Consider the following 17,187-nt stretch of genomic DNA (forward strand, 5'->3'; position numbering starts at 1 on the left):
TGCACAGTGCGTAGGGGGGATTTTGCCATGTAGGGGTTCCTGATAATAAAAAAGGCTGCATAAGCAGCCAAGTTTTATTATTAATCTATTGGTTATATTTGCATTATTTAATCTTGTAATTTATAAAATGTTTTTCTTGATTCAATCAACTTTTGACATTATTAAATACCATTAATCGCATCTAATAAACCCCATTCTTTCTTGCCAACTCAAATCCCATTCCGGAGCGCTAGGCCATATTACCCCATATATTTTTTAGCCAAGGCAGCCAATATTGCACTGGTTTCTACATCCAGCAGCCCGTCATACTTATCCTGGCGGAAATGCAGCTGAAATGCTCGAACCAGCTTTTGCAACCCTACCGGCGTTGCTGCTTCACTGGTATTATAACCATATTTTTTAAACAGCTTTATGGCCTCATCGTTAGACAACGGATTCTGTGTGTATTGAGCAATATATTTGCACTTCGTTTCTTCATCATACCAGGCTCCGATCCCCGCCTGATAAAGGGTAAACCATGGAAATGCGGCACCAGGATCACTTTTGCGTCCCAGCGCAATATCAGAATGACCAATAACATGAGTGGGCGAAATATCAGGGTGACGCTGTAAAATATTCAGTGCTAGCTGTTTAACCGCTTCAATTTGCTCATCATTGAAAGGAGGAAAAGTAAATACGCCACTAACATCTTTGGCCTGATTAACGATCTCAATGCCAATTGAATTATCATTAAGATTCGTACGATTTCCCCATGCGCTGACACCAGCATGCCATGCCCGTTCTTTTTCATCAACCAAGTTGAAAATTCGCTGTTCCTTAAATCCAGCACTGATATAAGTTGGATCTGTAAGATCTGGCACGAGGTAATGCGCACTGACCAATGGCCCGGTTAAGGCATTGACTGAACCAGAAAAATTAAGCGCAGTATAATGCATAACCAAGAAACGAACCCGGCTATTAAAACTTTTCACTGAGCGGTAAGAATTATAATCAATATTTATCTTTTTACTCTTTTCCATTAATTTCCGACAAGGCTTGCTTTCATTATGGTTACGATCCAGGGCCGTCACGGCATACAACACGCCAGTATCTTGAGTTGTCGACTTGTCAATCCAGCTTTGTTGTTGCCCACTCACTTTACGTACGGTGGCCAGCAAGCAGTCAGTCCGATTAATATCTACCGTGTTGCCATCAATGAATCTATAAATAGCATAATAAACGCTAGCGTCATCGGCGTGTTCCCATCGTAATTCAATACCGCCGGTTGTCACGACTTGTGTCAAGTTAACTGGGGCGCTTGGCGGGATACACCCTTTCCATGGCATGGAAGGGATCAGCGCCACAGAGGACCATACCTCTTGTTGAATAGCCGCTTTTGCTGGCAGTACTGCCGCTTCTCGCAGGAATAAATGCCGAAAAAGAATGCTACCCTGAATCTCAGCTATCTTGATATTTGAGAGAAGTTGGTCCTTTATTTCCTTCACCCCATTATCAACCATTCACTCTGGCTCTGTGGTACTCGGCACACCCACTTTGTACAGGGCTTCTCCAATATACAGGTGAACATTTTTACCGCGCACGGTATCAGCCCACCACTGTGTGATGACACCAAATCGAGCAGCTTGTCGAGTAAAAGGCCAATACACCTGTGGTGCAATGTAATCAATTAATTCATTCAGCACCCAAAGTCGGGTATCGGCGTATTGATTATCATAGTTTGGACTACCCGCAGACGTATCTGAACCTGCAGGATCGTTAGTTTTATTGCGCCAAACGCCAGCAGGGCTAATACCAAATTTAATCTGTGGCTGAGTAGAACGGAGTTTTGTGGAAAGCTCGGTTATCAACAAGAGTGTATTATTACGCCGCCAGTCTCCCTTATTCGAAAATCCGCCACCGTGAAGGGAAAAAGTAGCATCATCATCCAGTGTAGAAGCATCAGTCTCATAATAAAAATAATCGTCGAAATGAACACCATCGATATCGTATTTTTCAGCCACTTCCATCACACCTTGAATAACCCACGCCCGTGCCTCTGGCATACCAGGATCAAGTACAAATCGGTTAGCAGCAGTCTTTACCCAATCGGGATGATCTTTATAAACACTGGCAGGCGATCCAGCTGGCACATTGTTCAGCGCGTCAATTGTACTTTGCGTGGTATTCATCGATATCCTGTACGGGTTGAACCAGGCATGTAGTTCCAAATTACGTCGGTGAGCTTCATCAATAGCGAATTGCAGCGGGTCATAGCCAGGGTCTTTCCCTAACGTGCCGGTCAGATAAGTAGACCACGGCAGCAGAGTTGATTGATAAAATGCGTCAGAACAGGGTTTCACCTGAAAAAAAACAGCATTCATACGCATACTCACTGCTTCATTCAATATACGGATTAATTCATTCTTCTGAGCATGTACCCGTGCGGTCTCATCGGTGATTGCCGATGATTCTTTTGATGGCCAATCAAGGTTGATCACTGTGGAAATCCAAGCACCGCGTAAATTTCGCTTGCGTTCTGACATTTTTGCCGCTCCTTTATGATTTTTTCTGATTATATTGGTGTGGTGACAGTTTATATAGGTCCAGATACACTAGCGACCTTCCCTGTTTTCTATAGCAGGCTATCTTTTCCTGGGAGGTACGTCGTGTGTCTTCGTCGGTTTTGGGGTGACCATAGATTTTTTCTACACGAAAAATAGGCACAGATAATAATATAGAGACAGAATGACGTTTTAAATCATTTTTTATATCTATAAGATTAATTTTTATCATCGTGCTAAAGAAGGCAAGGGAAGTTTAAATAAAGGTTCCAACTCACTGTAGTAACTCAAATTTTTACACATGACCCGATCAAAGAAGCTTATTCTACAAAAGAAATCTGACATTGTATCCTGAGTTATTATAAGCGCACTAATTAGTGCTAACAATGGAGTGTGCTGTTTGTTGTATAGCCTGTAAACCTTGTTATAGCAGGTTCGGATTCAAGTTGTGACGTAATGCCTAATAAAATTTTTTTATTAGGCAAACAACGGTAATATTGGCACGCTGGGACGTGAATAATAGGTCAAAATGAGGAGGCAATTGATTGATAAATCATGACTGAAAAGTTGTGTTTTGTTGCCCGTAATTTAAGCCAAAATATTTTATTTAATTATTTTTAATGAGTTGTTTTATTTTGTGGTAACTATACTGGCGATTGGCATATGAGAATGATTGATGAAGGTGATAACTACCAATGTCGATTGGCAGTTCCGGAGGACATTGCCTCACTGGCTAACCTCCGTTGGAGGCTTTGCACAGATGATGCCCCTGTAGCTGATCCCAACGTGAAAAAAGAATTTATAGAAAAATGCGAGTGTACATTATCACAAATGGCAGGCCACAAGGGTATCGTACATTTTATAGCTGAGACTGGAGGGACTGTAATAGCTGTTTTGTCGATAGTAAAAGTAACGAAAATGCCCAGTCCTAATGATATTAATGGCCAGTGGGGATACCTCACTAATGTTTACACATTACCGGAATACCGTAACAAAGGGATTGGCACGGCTTTACTATCAGAAGCACGTGATTGGGCGGAAAATGAACAACTAGAGTTACTTGTTGTCTGGCCAAGTGACATAAGCTATCCCTTCTACGAGCGATTTGGTTTTAGTAGACAGCAACGAGAACAAGATCCTTTGATATTAATCGTTTCTAATGGTACGTGAAAATATGCTTATCCGACCCTGTAGAATAGGAGAAAATTCTTTAACACAGTGTCAGATGAGTGGCATTCATCTCCACAATTCCACCCATTTTTTACTCTTACGCATCAGCTTGAAGTCAAAGCTGTTTTGGCACCGTCATGGACAACGTCTGTTTCCACAAACGGAGATAGGTTCAGCCATATTAGCGAGAGGCTGTTGTGTGCAAATCTCGCCTACTACCCCTGCTTAATGTCACTTTTTCACCAATTCCGTGTAATTGCCTGCTTCCGTTAGGCTGCCAAATTTCTTTCATAATGGCACCATGATCTTCATAAAATGCTTTAAGCTCATGAATATCATGAATGATAGCCCACACTCCTTTGCTGATCGCCGCTAATGGGAAAGGCCCTGCCTCAGCAATCGGCTTTGAAAAACCACGGTCTTCTTTAACCTTTTCTAGTTCATTTTGTAACATATGTGCAATAAAACGAACTTGAGCACCATGTCTAGCGACATTACGTTCTCTATCCTCAAGGGGCCGCTTTTCGTCCACTTCAGCGACGCCTTCGTTGATGAGATTAATTACCCTTTTTTCTTCTTTTTCTGATGGGGTACGCGGTCTTCCTGCTCCTCCCCGGACTAGGATATCATGTGTATCATAATCACCCGTAAAGACTAATCGCCTCCAATTGGGATCTACTGTTAATGCTTTAAGGCTTTCCTCCAGTCTAGACATGTCGATGGGATAAATGCCTTCTTCTACTTTGTTTCCTAAACCGTGATCGCTGGCTAGATAAATACCGATCAACCCCTTCTCTTTATCCCAATGTCCTACACAACCTGTGATACCAACCGCTTTACATTGGTCGTAGATCTTTTGATGAAACGTTTTTGATTCCTTAGGATAGGCTGCTGCAATGGATGAAAGTTTAATTGTTTTTTCCATAATGTCATGCCCTTTGGCTGCCGCTCCTTGTGCTATCTTTTCCAGGGTATCTCTCCTGCTGAGCGAAAAGTGATAGCGATACGATGTTTTATTGAAACTTTGGCTATCGCCTTCATATGTATTTCACTGATAAAGTCACGAGCCACGATTTTTTCAATCTCTGTCTGTTCTAAGTGTTTAGAATTGACTTTTGTTTTCTTTACCGCTGCCGCTTTCATGGGCACTGTTTGTTTTGTACAAAAATGTTCGGATATATTACTGTAATAGCCACTCGAGCCACTCGAGTTGCTAGAAAAGCTATCATTTCTTTCCTTGAATAATAGCGACTCCGGTATATTCCCAGATGCGATTATCGGTAATTTTTGATCATAGTGAGGATTTCCGTTTCGCATATTATAAGAATTAGTGGAAACGGGTGTTACACCAATAGTCATAAATTATCTCCAAAATTTTAATTAATTTTTTATCTTTTAAAAAATATTGAAATTTTATTTGTGTTAATAATTACTCTGTTTTAAATAAAATATTATCTCAATATTCTAATCCCACATATATACAAAAGATATAATAATAATTACATAATGAATACTTTTCTGCTTAAATATAATGAATAACTTGTTTTCATATTATAATTATAATTAAATTCTTCTTCTATATCCTTAATAATTCATCAATTATTTGATGAATTATTAAAAAATATTGTCATACAGAATCAATTGAATCATTAAGTTTCACAATTTTTATCATGGTTTTTTGTTTATCATAAAATAGCAACATGATTTAATTTAGGGTTATTATAGTCAACCTTCTAGTAATAAATCCTGATGGTAATATGATGACAATGAGAGATTGAGAAGATAATACTGTATACGGGCAAGATGGCAGTCTGATGACATGAGTTGACCACAAAAGCTGTCTGATATTACTAGCAAAAGTTAACGATGAAAAAGAGGAAACCGTCTCTAGATAGTGTCGTCATAAAATCTTGAGCCGTCGAGCAAGGCATTGTATTTGTACAGCAGAGAGAAAAGAGGGGGGGGGGGGGTATTCTTTGCATAACGTGTGGCAATGCCCCGCTAGCGCTTGAGATGTAGAAAAGCATTCTCACAAGATGTCGATGTTTGTAGAGGTCCTTGTCATATTCACGTCGACTTTCCCACAACTCTCCCCGTAAAGACTGACTGCCCATTCAGGATAGTCAATAAACGGATTACGGCTTTTTTGACGTTCATAAATAACTTCAGCCCGGGATAAATTGAGCAATGACTTTGAATTTTAAGTTAAAATTAAGTAGTATGTCTGGCATCAATTTGCTTATACCAGGGGGATATCGTGTCAGAATTGTGCCCATGCGGTAGTATATTAAAATATAATGTTTGCTGTGAACCCTATGTAATAGGTGAAAAAATAGCCTCATCGCCCGGAATTTTGATGCGTTCACGCTATAGTGCCTATGTGAAACACAATGTTGATTATTTGATTATCAGTTGGCATCCGGATTGTCATGCAGAAAAATTTCGTGCAATGCTAATGCAATGTGACACTGAATGGCATGGACTGATCGTGATAAAAGAAATGGCAGGATCTCATACCGATGAAGGTTTTGTTGAATTTTGTACGGGCTTTACTGATAGGAATACTACAAAAACAAGCATGATATATGAATGTTCACGTTTTCTCCGTTTAAAAAAACGCTGGTATTATGTAGATGGTATTTCTAAATACTCCAGGTAGTAAAACAATGACGTGAAATCAGTGACACTGTTGTGACACTTCTCTGGCACTGTATATACCCATTTGACCTGAAGATACTGTTTTTTTGTTTAGAAGAATATATTAAATCGCGCAGTTATACCCATCGGCATTAAAACCACTGGAAAATTTGCTCAACTAGATTAAAAATAAGGTCATGAAAATAAACTCACTGACAGCCTCTCAAAAACAAGATTTGGAACGCCTTCATCGTTACGAACACGATGGCCGTGTTCGAGATCGAATCAAAGCCGTGTTGTTGAAAAATGAAGGCTGGAATAACAAAGCGCTTGCCCAAGCATTACGTATTCATGAAGAAACAGTGAGGCAACATGTAACAGATTGGCTTTCAGACGAAAAATTAAAGCCTGAAAATGGCGGCTCGTATAGTAAGTTGAGCGTGCATGAATCTTTATTGCTTGAAAAACACATTGAAAGCACGACTTATAGCCGTGTCATCGATATCTGTGCTTATGTGGAAACCCAATTTGGCGTCTGTTACACCGTATCTGGCATGACAAAATGGCTGCAAGCGCATTGTTTTAGCTATAAGCAGCCCAAAGCGACGCCGGTTAAAGTGGATGTTGCTCAGCAAGAAGCGTTTATCGCGTCTTATTTCACTTTGCTAGAGAGTGGAGTTTCGTGGGGCTATAGCCGAATTTTTTGATAGTACATTGGCAAAAATTGCTCCCTTTCTCAGGGGGCAGAATTAACGATAATTTCCAAACCATCTAATCCAGACCTTCAAGTTGAATGAGTATACACTTGAATCCCTGCTACAAAAATGTTTTCCATCGTAGCTAAACTCAGATAGCGTGAGGGGGGATGATTTTTTTCTCTCCAGTTGACCTTTTGATTTGTGCGCTTCCGAAGGCTGTACTTTCTGTGATTCGGAAAAAGACCAGAGTCCCCTTTTTGCTTCTTTATCTTTCCGGTTATTACCCCATTTGGTCGTTTTTTGAAAACATATATTTTTATAAAAAATATAATGGCCTTCACTGATATCCATTTGATTTGAAGATACTGTTTTTTGTTTAGAAGAATATTATCAATTTTTTATAAAAATCATAATGTTGAGCACTATTAAATAATCTGATTTTTCCAATATTATGGATGGTGATGAGTGTATATTGTTTAAAATATACTCATCTAGTAACTATGACATAAAAAATATTTAAATGCGTACCGGAGAAAAAGTGCCCATCGAAAACCTTAATTCTAATTTGCCCCTTAGTCGAAGAACAGCTACAGGTTCGGATAGCAATGAAACATCACATCCACTGCCAGTACCGAGTGCCCCAAACAGTCATGCACAAATGGGAAAAACAAATCAAACCTCAATGAAATATTTAATGACAAAAGAATACCATCAGGTATGGCATAAATGGGCAAATGAAGCTGTAAAAGAAGGCGAAAAACGGCAGGAAGCCCTATTGAAAATGAAAAATTGCTTGGAGAAAAATGATGCAGTCCTCTGGCTCTCTGATCTTAAGCTGAGCTCATTGCCAAACCTACTTCCCCTAGTATAAAAACACTGAATCTCTTCTATAACAAACTGACATCACTGCCTGATAATTTACCTGTATCTCTGACAATATTAGATGTGTCTGATAATCAACTGATAGCATTGCCTGATAATTTACCTGTATCTCTGACAACATTATGGGTGTTTAATAATCAACTGACATCACTGCCTGATAATTTACCGGCATCTCTGACAACATTAGATGTGTCTGATAATGAACTGACAGTACTGCCTGATAATTTACCTGTATCTCTGATAATATTATGGGTGTTTGATAATCAACTAACCAGCCTACCTGTGTCCATAACTCGTTTGCCTCAGAGTGGCCACGTTTTCCTTGGAGGTAACCCACTTTCAGAACGAACCCTCCAGGCCCTGTGGAATATCAATACCGACTTAACTTATCAGGGGCCACAGATTTTTGCCAGAAGGAAATAATTCACGACCAATCCGCGCTCTTAATATTCTGGTCAAGTAATTTTGGACACAAATTCAGGGGTTTTATGTCGCTTTATGTTTTTTCATCAGTGGCGCTTGGTAATCATTAACACTATGTAGCCTGACTTGATTGTAATAATGAGTCAGGTAGGGACGTACATCCGCTTAAAAGAGTACTCATCTATTTTACCTAATTACATTGAATCCATTATTTTTTTATAATTTTATAGTATTCATGAGAAATGCTTATTGTTTAATATTCTTACATAAGCAATATTAATAGAATTTAATATTATTTTTTTTCCCTTATCTGTCTCGTTTCAATTTCCAGTTTATGACTCTAAAAAATTACAGATTATAAAATAGTAATATTTTATTGGATTATTTTCTAATCTGTCACTATCAATATTTTTTTAAAAAATGAACTTGAAAATATTTACAATGCCTTTAAAAATTAATAAGTTATATTAGACATGAAATAATCAAGGTAAATAGATAAATGTTTTTAATTAGTTTTTTTAACTGCAAATGTGGCAGTATAACAGTTGGACTAGCATGAAATGTTAAACAACATTAATGTAACATTATAAATTTTCAGTATTCACTCTTTGACTGAAAACAAGTAATATCGCTGATGTAAGTTTTAAACAAAGAGCGATTAGGTTACTCACTTATTTTGGAGAATTTTTTTGATTAGCGTTCTTCTTGTTGATGACCACGAACTTGTGCGCACAGGGATGCGACGCATTCTTGAAGATACCAGGGGTATCAAAGTTGCAGGTGAAGCGCAATGCGGTGAAGAAGCTGTAAAATGGTGCCGTAGCCATTCAGCAAACATCGTATTAATGGATATGAACATGCCCGGTATCGGTGGGTTAGAAGCGACCCGGAAAATTTTGCGTTTCTCGCCCGATAGTAAAGTAATAATGCTAACTATATATACGGAGAATCCATTGCCAGCGAAAGTTATGCAAGCAGGGGCGAGTGGTTATCTCAGTAAAGGTGCAGCTCCTCAAGATGTAGTCAATGCTATTCGAGCTGTTCACTCAGGCCAGCGCTATATTGCATCAGATATCGCGCAACAAATGGCCTTAAGTCAACTGCAGCCTCCGGTTGAGACCTCGCTTTTTTGTCTTTCGGATCGTGAATTGCAGATTATGCGAATGATAACCAAAGGACAAAAAGTGAATGAAATATCTGAGCAACTTCATCTTAGTCCAAAAACAGTTAATAGCTATCGTTACCGGATGTTCAGCAAGCTTAATATAAATGGCGACGTTGAATTGACTCATTTAGCTATTCGTCATGGATTTTTTAATAAGGAGACTTTGTCAAACGATGAGTAATTGTTTTGATGCAAAAGAGTTTCTAAAAACGGTCACTAGTCAACCCGGCGTCTACCGCATGTATGATGCGATAGGGACGGTGATTTATGTCGGCAAAGCTAAAGACCTAAAAAAACGCCTGACCCATTACTTTCACACCCAGGTAAGCAACCTGAAAACAGAGCATTTGGTTAAAAATATTGTTCAAATTGATGTTACAGTAACACATACCGAAACTGAGGCATTGTTACTGGAACACAATTATATTAAGCGCTATCAGCCACGATATAACGTTTTACTGCGTGATGATAAATCCTACCCATTTATTTTTCTCAGTGCAGACACTCATCCTCGTCTTGCTCTGCATCGTGGAGCAACGCACGAGGAAGGAGAATATTTCGGGCCATTTCCTAATTCTTATGCCGTACGAGAAACATTGGCATTGATGCAAAAGTTGTTCCCCGTGCGGCAATGTGAGAATAGTATTTATCGCAATCGTTCTCGCCCTTGCTTACAGTATCAGATCGGCCGTTGCTCAGCTCCCTGCGTAAAGGGTTTCATCAGTGATGAAGAATATCAACAGCAGGTCAATTATATTCGCTGGTTCCTTACTGGCAAAGACCAGCAAGTGTTAACTCAATTAATCTCCCGTATGGAAGCCGCTAGCCAATTATTACATTTTGAAGAAGCTGCCCGTATTCGTGATCAAATTAAGGTTGTGCGCCAAGTAACGGAAAAACAATTTGTTTCTGGAGATCATCAAGATATTGATGTGATCGGAGTTGCTTTTGATGCGGGCTTAGCCTGCGTTCATGTTTTGTTTATTCGTCAAGGTAAAGTGTTGGGTAGTCGTAGCTACTTTCCTAAAGTACCAAATGGAACGGAGCTAGACGAGGTAATACAGACTTTCATCGGTCAATTTTATCTGCAGGGTAGTCAATTGCGTACTTTACCTGGGGAGATCTTACTGGATTTTAGTTTGTCTGAAAAAGATCTACTTTTGGCGTCGTTGACGAAGGTGACAGGTCGTAAAATTCAGATACAAAGCCATCCGCGTGGCACTCGTTCTCGCTACCTAAAATTGGCGCGCACCAATGCTACGACTGCATTGATGACGTGTTTATCACAACGATCTACTACCCAGAAAAGAATGAAAGAGTTGGCTATCATTTTAAACCTCGAAGTGATAAATCGGATAGAGTGCTTCGATATCAGCCATACGATGGGGGAACAGACAGTAGCCTCTTGTGTCGTTTTCGATGGCAATGGCGCACTACGATCTCAATACAGACGCTATAATATTAGTGCTATTACCCGGGAGATGATTACGCTGCAATGTCACAAGTATTGATACGACGCTATGATAAAGCGCTGGATGATAAGTACATTCCTGATGTTATCTTTATTGATGGAGGAAAAGGGCAACTCACTCAGGCTATTAATGTATTTTCTTCATTAGATGTTCCTTGGGATAAGCAAAAACCATTGCTGGTGGCTGTTGCAAAGGGGCGTGATCGTAAAGCGGGATTAGAAATGTTATTTTTTGTAAAGCAAAGTGAAGGACAATCGTTACCGCCAGAGTCACCTGCTTTGCATTTGATCCAGCAAATCCGTAATGATTCTCATAATCATGCCATAGTCGGGCACCGGCAACGCCGTTCGAAAGTGAAAAAGACCAGTATATTAGAAACGATTCAAGGTATAGGTGCGAAACGACGTCAAATGTTATTGAAGCATATGGGGGGATTACAACCACTACTTAGTGCCAGCATTGAAGAAATTGCAAGAGTGCCGAGTATTTCACAAACATTGGCTAAAAGAGTCTACGATGCATTGAAACACGGGAGTTAATGTTGCACCATACTCGTCCATTCACCTCGATCAGATTAGCGTAGCACTATGCAATTGAATATACCGACCTGGCTTACTTTGCTTCGTATTGTACTTGTCCCATTTTTCGTTCTGGCATTTTACCTGCCTTTCACGTGGGCACCGATGTTCTGTGCTCTTATCTTTGTGTTTGCCGCAGTGACTGATTGGTTTGATGGTTTTTTAGCCAGGCGTTGGAAACAAACCACTCGTTTCGGGGCGTTTCTTGATCCAGTTGCGGATAAAGTGATGGTGGTTATCGCTCTCATGCTCGTTACAGAGTACTACCATGTTTGGTGGATTACATTACCTGTAGCAATTGTGATTACACGTGAAATTATCATATCTTCATTACGTGAATGGATGGCGGAGATAGGAAAAGGTAGCAGTATGGTTGTTTCTTGGATGGGTAAAATGAAAACAACGGCGCAAATGTTATCATTGGTAGGTTTACTCTGGCGGCCGATACCCATTGTCGAATTTACCAGTATTGTCTTGCTTTACGTTGCTGTGGTGCTGACATTTTGGTCAATGTTTCAATATTTAAATAGGGTTAGGGTATGGAAACATTTATAAGGACTTACACAATTTTTACATAAAATAGGATAGAAATTCTGTAAGGATCATCCGCATACACAGTGGGAAATAATGTTGAAAATATAGCAACAAGCAGTGGCTCGCTCTTTATTTGCAAATGGCTATTAATTAAAAGCGAGCACCAATGCTCTTCAGGAGAAAAAAAATGACCAGTAAGAGATTGGACAATCACGAATCTGAAAAAATATATGCATAAATAGCAAGATTGATGGCTGAAACGTCAAAAATCAGTGCTGAAACATCAAGGATAAATGCTGAGCTTTCTAAACTACGTTTGGATAGTAAGAAGATGGAGGCAGAAACCACTAAATTCAAGTTACCCTTCCATTCATCCTGCTTTACATTGAGAAAATAATGAACCTGAATTCCTATGATTTAACGCAGGATGGGCAGGTCGCTTTTATGCGTCTATGTATATTCCTACAAATAAATAATATCATTTTTTATTATATAATCATGTCATTCATGGTCATGACCATAGTGAACTTATTTATTCGAGTCAGTACACAGAATATAATAGACGGTCTGATATATTGGTATTCATGGAGTGTCAATCCATTACTCAAAAATAGCGTCAACCCTACTTGTTATACGCTGAATTATTATGGCAAAAAATTGAATTTTACAACGGATCAGATAATTAATGATGCCCACGATGGCGTGTTCAGTGGTAATACGAATGCCGGAAATCACTTTTTTTTCTTGTTTTTATTTAGGAAACAATGGCGTTTTTCGGGTCGCTTTTTGCAGGAATGATGTGTCACAGTTCTTCATTAAGTTGCTGATTCGTTTTGACCTGTCATTTGTGTCATTGTACACCAATATTGCCGTTGTTTGAGTACCGTTCAACAAGCACAAGCGGATGTATTTCCCCACCTGACTCATTAGACCTCTTCGGAAACTCTCATTTATCTAATTTCCATGTTATAAATTGCTGCAATCAGATTAAATCTTAATCCAAACCGTTTTCGCCTGTTTTGATAACGATCTGATACAATTTTAAATCGTTTAATCATACCAATGACATTTTCGTTTAATACACGCAGGCTTGATAACTTACGATTGTTGAGTTTATCTTCTTGTGTTAAAGGATTTTTCTTTGTCTTTTTCTTAGGCAACGCCGAGTTTGAATGAATCTTGCCAAGCCCTTGGTAACCTGTATCTGTCACTGTTTTGATTTCAGGATGTATTCGCACACCAGACTCCTTGAGCAACCTAAAATCATGACGCCTCCCATTAGTAAATGGTTGTACAGATGACTGCTTTGCTTTTTTTATCGACGAACACTTGGGTTTTTAAGGTGGGTCGTTTCTTTTTTCCTGAGTAAAACTGCTTTTGTTTTTTTTGGACGTTCAATCGGCGTTTCTGTGGCGTCAATAAGAACGAGCTCATACTCCCTATCACTTTTTAATAAAGCTTTGCGTCCAGGTAGGGCAAAATCAGGATGCTTTAATTTTGTAAAAGTTTGAATTTAATCTGACATTTCAATATATTTAATATGAAATGAAGGCGTGTTAGAAATGAATCAAACAGCAAAAATAATCAAACCGAAACTCGGCTTACTTGACCTGGCAAAACAGCTGTGTAATGTTCAGTCAGCGTGTAAAGTCATGGGCTACAGCAGAGACAGTTATTACCGTTTTAAAAAGCTGTATGAGCAGGGAGGTGAGCCAGCCTTGGTGGAAATAAGCCGTAAAAAACCTATCGAAAAAAATCGAGTGGAGCCGCATATATACCCATCGCCATTAAAACCACTGGAAAATTTGCTCAACTAGATTAAAAATAAGGTCATGAAAATAAACTCACTGACAGCCTCTCAAAAACAAGATTTGGAACGCCTTAATCGTTACGAACACGATGGCCGTGTTCGAGATCGAATCAAAGCGGTGTTGTTGAAAAATGAAGGCTGGAATAACAAAGCGATTGCCCAAGCATTACGTATTCATGAAGAAACAGTGAGGTAACATGTAACAGATTGGCTTTCAGACGAAAAATTAAAGCCTGAAAATGGCGGCTCGTATAGTAAGTTGAGCGTGCATGAATCTTTATTGCTTGAAAAACACATTGAAAGCACGACTTATAGCCGTGTCATCGATATCTGTGCTTATGTGGAAACCCAATTTGGCGTCTGTTACACCGTATCTGGCATGACAAAATGGCTGCAAGCGCATTGTTTTAGCTATAAGCAGCCCAAAGCGATGCTGGTTAAAGTGGATGTTGCTCAGCAAGAAGCGTTTATCGCGTCTTATTTCACTTTGCTAGAGAGTGCTCTTAAGAATGAACCGATTGTTTTTATGGATTCAGCCCCTCCAACGATGGCCACCAAAGTGGTCTGCGGTTGGATAAGGAAAGGCAAAGATAAGCCGCTGGTCAAAACAGGGGCAAAAACACGGGTTAATGTCATGGGAGCCATTGAATTGAGCACCATGAAGGTGGTCAGTGCCCGTCCTGAGCAGGTGAATTCAGAAACCACCGTCGCTTTTTTTGAGCAGCTCAAAGCTGCTTATCCTGATGCACAAAAGATACACATTATTTTAGATAATTCTGGCTATCATTGCCGTCAGCGAGTCAAAGACGCCGCATTAGAGAAGGCTATCGTACTCCATTATTTACCCCCTTATAGCCCTAATCTTAATCCCATCGAGCGATTATGGAAGGTCATGAACGAGCGTGTCAGAAACAACCGATTTTTCTCTTCAGCCAAAGAGTTTCGTGGGGCTATAGCCGAATTTTTTGATAGTACATTGGCAAAAATTGCTCCCTTTCTCAGGGGCAGAATTAACGATAATTTCCAAACCATCTAATCCAGACCTTCAAGTTGAATGAGTATATTTGCGATCACGTGGTGTATTTTTTGGTAGAAAAAAGAAAATAATTTCAGAATGTTAATTTAGAACGAACATTTTTGTCAGTTCTTCCACACGACCCCTCTCCAGAGCTCAAATCAGCCTGGCACAGAGGCCGCCATGGGTAATAAAGATACGGTTGTCAGTGAGTTATGTAAGGAGCTAGGCGTTACCCGCGCGACCCTATTCCGATATGTGGGTCCTGATGGTGAATTAAGACGGCATGTTGCGATGAGGTTAAATCAATAAATTCTCAATCTGTTATCAAAATATTTTCAATCTTTATACCGGTATCCCCTAGGGGTATTGTTATTTGAATCTCGGATAGCTCCAAGCCTTGTTTCATATGGTTTTAGAGGCAGATTGAAAATCTAAACTGGTCAATTACACACGTATCATGACTTACCCCCGTTAACAGGTCTTGTATTAGCAAGTGATAGAGCTGTATTTTTAACTTCTGTAGTAGCCAAGACAGAGGAGGGTTGAGAACTGGCGAGCAGGCGGGCTGGATGTTGAGATAATGTTACGGTTGGAGTCTTGTTTGAGGTATAGGGAATTAACACAAAAATTATCCTTATGATCACTTTTCTTAATTATTTTCCTTGAAAAGATCAATAATTAATTCTTTATCATAATTTATTGTGTCGTAATAAACTTGCAAAAAACGATTATACCCCTTGTCAAACCATGGAGCGTACGGCACAAACGCGAGCGAAAAAAGGAGATCCGACATGCATCACCGAAAACATCATGTTGTCTGGCTACGTAACGATCTTCGCCTGACGGACAATAAGGCCCTGTACACAGCCTGTGATGACCCTGATGCCACGGTCAGCGCCGTGTTTACCGCCACACTGGGGCAATGGCAACAGCATGCGATGTCACTGCGTCAACTGACGTTTATCCATGATCACCTCATTCAAATTAGCAGACAGCTGCAGGCACTTGGGATCACACTGATCTGTCACCTCTGCGATACTTATACGGAGGCGGCGAGATGGTTAGCAGACTACTGCATGAATAATCGGGTAGAGAGGCTTTTTTTCAACCGCCAATATGAAATTAACGAACGCCGCCGTGACCACTTGGTAGCCAAGTTACTGCAAGACAGCGTGAAAATTGTCGTATTTGATGACAGCCTGTTACTACCACCAGATAGCGTTTTGACGCAAAGTGGGGCCATGTACAAAGTTTACACGCCCTTTCGCCAGGCCTACTTGAAAAAACTCCGTTGTGAAAATAATCGTTGCCTCCCTCGTCCGGAGAAAAGATCTTCTGCTCAGGCGCTCGATCCCTTCCCGATTCCCCCGTTTACACCCCATCATGTCGTGCCGAATAAAACCTTTCCGGTGGGCGAGCAGGCCGCACTGAATCGTTTGCGCGTTTTCTGCCGCCAAAAAGTACAGCATTATTCTACCCAACGGGATATTCCTTCCCTGGATGGCACGAGTGGCCTGTCTCCCTATTTGGCGATAGGGGCGTTATCCCCGCGGCAATGTCTCAGTCGTCTGCTAGCGGAATGTCCCCATTTATTTGAAAACACGGTTTCTGGCGCGTTTAGTTGGCTAAATGAACTGATTTGGCGAGAATTTTATCGCCATCTTATCGTCGCCTATCCTTCCCTTTGCCAACATCAGCCTTTTATGGCGTGGACTGATAAAATTATTTGGCATAACAACCCCCAAGCGCTCCTCGCATGGCAGGAAGGTAAGACAGGCTATCCGATTGTCGATGCCGCGATGCGTCAGCTCAATGAAACGGGTTTGATGCACAATCGACTACGGATGATCGCAGCAAGCTTTTTGGTGAAGGATTTACTGATTGATTGGCGTAAAGGTGAGCGTTATTTTATGTCTCAACTGCTTGATGGGGATCTGGCTGCGAATAATGGCGGCTGGCAATGGGCGGCTTCAACGGGAACTGATGCCGCATCCTATTTCCGTATTTTTAATCCTACCCTGCAAGGGAAAAAATATGACCCCACCGGGGCATTTGTCCGCCATTGGCTGCCGGAATTAACAGCGGTGCCAGATCGCTATATTCATACTCCCCACGAATGGGCAACGAAACAGGGTCAACCGCTCGATTATCCGCTTCCCATCGTCGACCATGGAGCCGCGAGGACCCGAACATTAGCCGCCTTCGAACGCGCTAAAAAAATGGCAGGCAACGTCTAAAATTCCATCGAATTGAGGCGTCG

The 17,187-nt window shown here is 40.4% G+C and carries 12 protein-coding genes and 4 pseudogenes; 11 read left to right on the top strand and 5 right to left on the bottom strand.

What is annotated here, in order from left to right:
* Positions 1-239: 239 nt before the first annotated feature.
* Positions 240-1,019, bottom strand: a complete 780-nt coding sequence (locus CCS41_RS07050; protein WP_119797737.1) for an N-acetylmuramoyl-L-alanine amidase — start codon at positions 1,017-1,019, stop codon at positions 240-242.
* Positions 1,020-1,499: 480 nt separating this feature from the next.
* Positions 1,500-2,522: a glycoside hydrolase family 10-like protein gene (locus CCS41_RS07055; protein WP_205411508.1), complete on the bottom strand. Its 1,023-nt coding sequence runs from the start codon at positions 2,520-2,522 to the stop codon at positions 1,500-1,502.
* A gap of 687 nt (positions 2,523-3,209) precedes the next feature.
* Here CCS41_RS07055 and CCS41_RS07060 point away from each other — a divergent pair.
* Positions 3,210-3,710, top strand: a complete 501-nt coding sequence (locus CCS41_RS07060) for a GNAT family N-acetyltransferase (protein ID WP_072550896.1) — start codon at positions 3,210-3,212, stop codon at positions 3,708-3,710.
* A 181-nt stretch (positions 3,711-3,891) separates the two neighbouring features.
* On the opposite strand, the gene CCS41_RS07065 is transcribed toward CCS41_RS07060, so the two are convergent.
* Together CCS41_RS07065 and CCS41_RS07070 are read right to left on the bottom strand one after the other, a co-directional pair.
* The gene (locus tag CCS41_RS07065; protein WP_119797438.1) at positions 3,892-4,635 is read right to left on the bottom strand and encodes a hypothetical protein; all 744 of its coding nucleotides are present in this window, start codon (positions 4,633-4,635) and stop codon (positions 3,892-3,894) included.
* Between the two features lie 32 nt (positions 4,636-4,667).
* Positions 4,668-5,069, bottom strand: a complete 402-nt coding sequence (locus tag CCS41_RS07070) for a hypothetical protein (RefSeq protein ID WP_119797439.1) — start codon at positions 5,067-5,069, stop codon at positions 4,668-4,670.
* 898 nt (positions 5,070-5,967) lie between these two features.
* Here CCS41_RS07070 and CCS41_RS07075 point away from each other — a divergent pair.
* The 7 genes and pseudogenes from CCS41_RS07075 to pgsA all read left to right on the top strand — a co-directional run bounded on the left by CCS41_RS07075 (position 5,968) and on the right by pgsA (position 12,120).
* The gene (locus CCS41_RS07075; RefSeq protein WP_083429648.1) at positions 5,968-6,369 is read left to right on the top strand and encodes a YchJ family metal-binding protein; all 402 of its coding nucleotides are present in this window, start codon (positions 5,968-5,970) and stop codon (positions 6,367-6,369) included.
* 175 nt (positions 6,370-6,544) lie between these two features.
* Positions 6,545-7,054, top strand: a complete 510-nt coding sequence (locus tag CCS41_RS07080) for a helix-turn-helix domain-containing protein (RefSeq protein ID WP_119797440.1) — start codon at positions 6,545-6,547, stop codon at positions 7,052-7,054.
* A 529-nt stretch (positions 7,055-7,583) separates the two neighbouring features.
* Positions 7,584-7,916, top strand: a complete 333-nt coding sequence (locus CCS41_RS07090) for a leucine-rich repeat domain-containing protein (RefSeq protein WP_162860025.1) — start codon at positions 7,584-7,586, stop codon at positions 7,914-7,916.
* A gap of 74 nt (positions 7,917-7,990) precedes the next feature.
* On the top strand, positions 7,991-8,350 hold the full coding sequence (locus tag CCS41_RS07095; RefSeq protein WP_119797442.1) for a hypothetical protein: 360 nt from the start codon (positions 7,991-7,993) through the stop codon (positions 8,348-8,350).
* A gap of 689 nt (positions 8,351-9,039) precedes the next feature.
* On the top strand, positions 9,040-9,696 hold the full coding sequence (gene uvrY, locus CCS41_RS07100; RefSeq protein WP_072551130.1) for a UvrY/SirA/GacA family response regulator transcription factor: 657 nt from the start codon (positions 9,040-9,042) through the stop codon (positions 9,694-9,696).
* A pseudogene (gene uvrC / locus CCS41_RS07105) lies at positions 9,689-11,526 on the top strand (excinuclease ABC subunit UvrC). Before uvrY ends, uvrC begins: the two are co-directional and overlap by 8 nt.
* 48 nt (positions 11,527-11,574) lie before the next feature.
* Complete coding sequence (gene pgsA, locus CCS41_RS07110; protein ID WP_072551128.1) at positions 11,575-12,120, top strand: CDP-diacylglycerol--glycerol-3-phosphate 3-phosphatidyltransferase; 546 nt, start codon at positions 11,575-11,577, stop codon at positions 12,118-12,120.
* A 929-nt stretch (positions 12,121-13,049) separates the two neighbouring features.
* Here pgsA and CCS41_RS07120 read toward each other — a convergent pair.
* A pseudogene (locus CCS41_RS07120) lies at positions 13,050-13,600 on the bottom strand (IS5 family transposase); the annotation flags it as partial.
* A gap of 61 nt (positions 13,601-13,661) precedes the next feature.
* Here CCS41_RS07120 and CCS41_RS07125 point away from each other — a divergent pair.
* The 3 genes and pseudogenes from CCS41_RS07125 to phrB all read left to right on the top strand — a co-directional run.
* Positions 13,662-13,874 (top strand): annotated as a pseudogene (locus tag CCS41_RS07125) (helix-turn-helix domain-containing protein); the annotation flags it as partial.
* A gap of 57 nt (positions 13,875-13,931) precedes the next feature.
* Positions 13,932-14,945 (top strand): annotated as a pseudogene (locus CCS41_RS07130) (IS630 family transposase).
* 773 nt (positions 14,946-15,718) lie between these two features.
* Positions 15,719-17,164, top strand: coding sequence for a deoxyribodipyrimidine photo-lyase (phrB, locus tag CCS41_RS07135; protein ID WP_119797443.1), 1,446 nt, complete (start codon positions 15,719-15,721; stop codon positions 17,162-17,164).
* Positions 17,165-17,187 lie beyond the last annotated feature (23 nt).

It is taken from the genome of Candidatus Fukatsuia symbiotica (assembly GCF_003122425.1).
GTDB lineage: Bacteria > Pseudomonadota > Gammaproteobacteria > Enterobacterales > Enterobacteriaceae > Fukatsuia > Fukatsuia symbiotica.

What these genes read in the sequence shown, in the direction of transcription:
- CCS41_RS07050 (WP_119797737.1), bottom strand. Translation starts at nt 1,019, where the DNA reads ATGGAAAAGAGTAAAAAGATAAATATTGATTATAATTCTTACCGCTCA.
- CCS41_RS07055 (WP_205411508.1), bottom strand. Translation starts at nt 2,522, where the DNA reads ATGTCAGAACGCAAGCGAAATTTACGCGGTGCTTGGATTTCCACAGTG.
- CCS41_RS07060 (WP_072550896.1), top strand. Translation starts at nt 3,210, where the DNA reads ATGATTGATGAAGGTGATAACTACCAATGTCGATTGGCAGTTCCGGAG.
- CCS41_RS07065 (WP_119797438.1), bottom strand. Translation starts at nt 4,635, where the DNA reads ATGGAAAAAACAATTAAACTTTCATCCATTGCAGCAGCCTATCCTAAG.
- CCS41_RS07070 (WP_119797439.1), bottom strand. Translation starts at nt 5,069, where the DNA reads ATGACTATTGGTGTAACACCCGTTTCCACTAATTCTTATAATATGCGA.
- CCS41_RS07080 (WP_119797440.1), top strand. Translation starts at nt 6,545, where the DNA reads ATGAAAATAAACTCACTGACAGCCTCTCAAAAACAAGATTTGGAACGC.
- pgsA (WP_072551128.1), top strand. Translation starts at nt 11,575, where the DNA reads ATGCAATTGAATATACCGACCTGGCTTACTTTGCTTCGTATTGTACTT.
- phrB (WP_119797443.1), top strand. Translation starts at nt 15,719, where the DNA reads ATGCATCACCGAAAACATCATGTTGTCTGGCTACGTAACGATCTTCGC.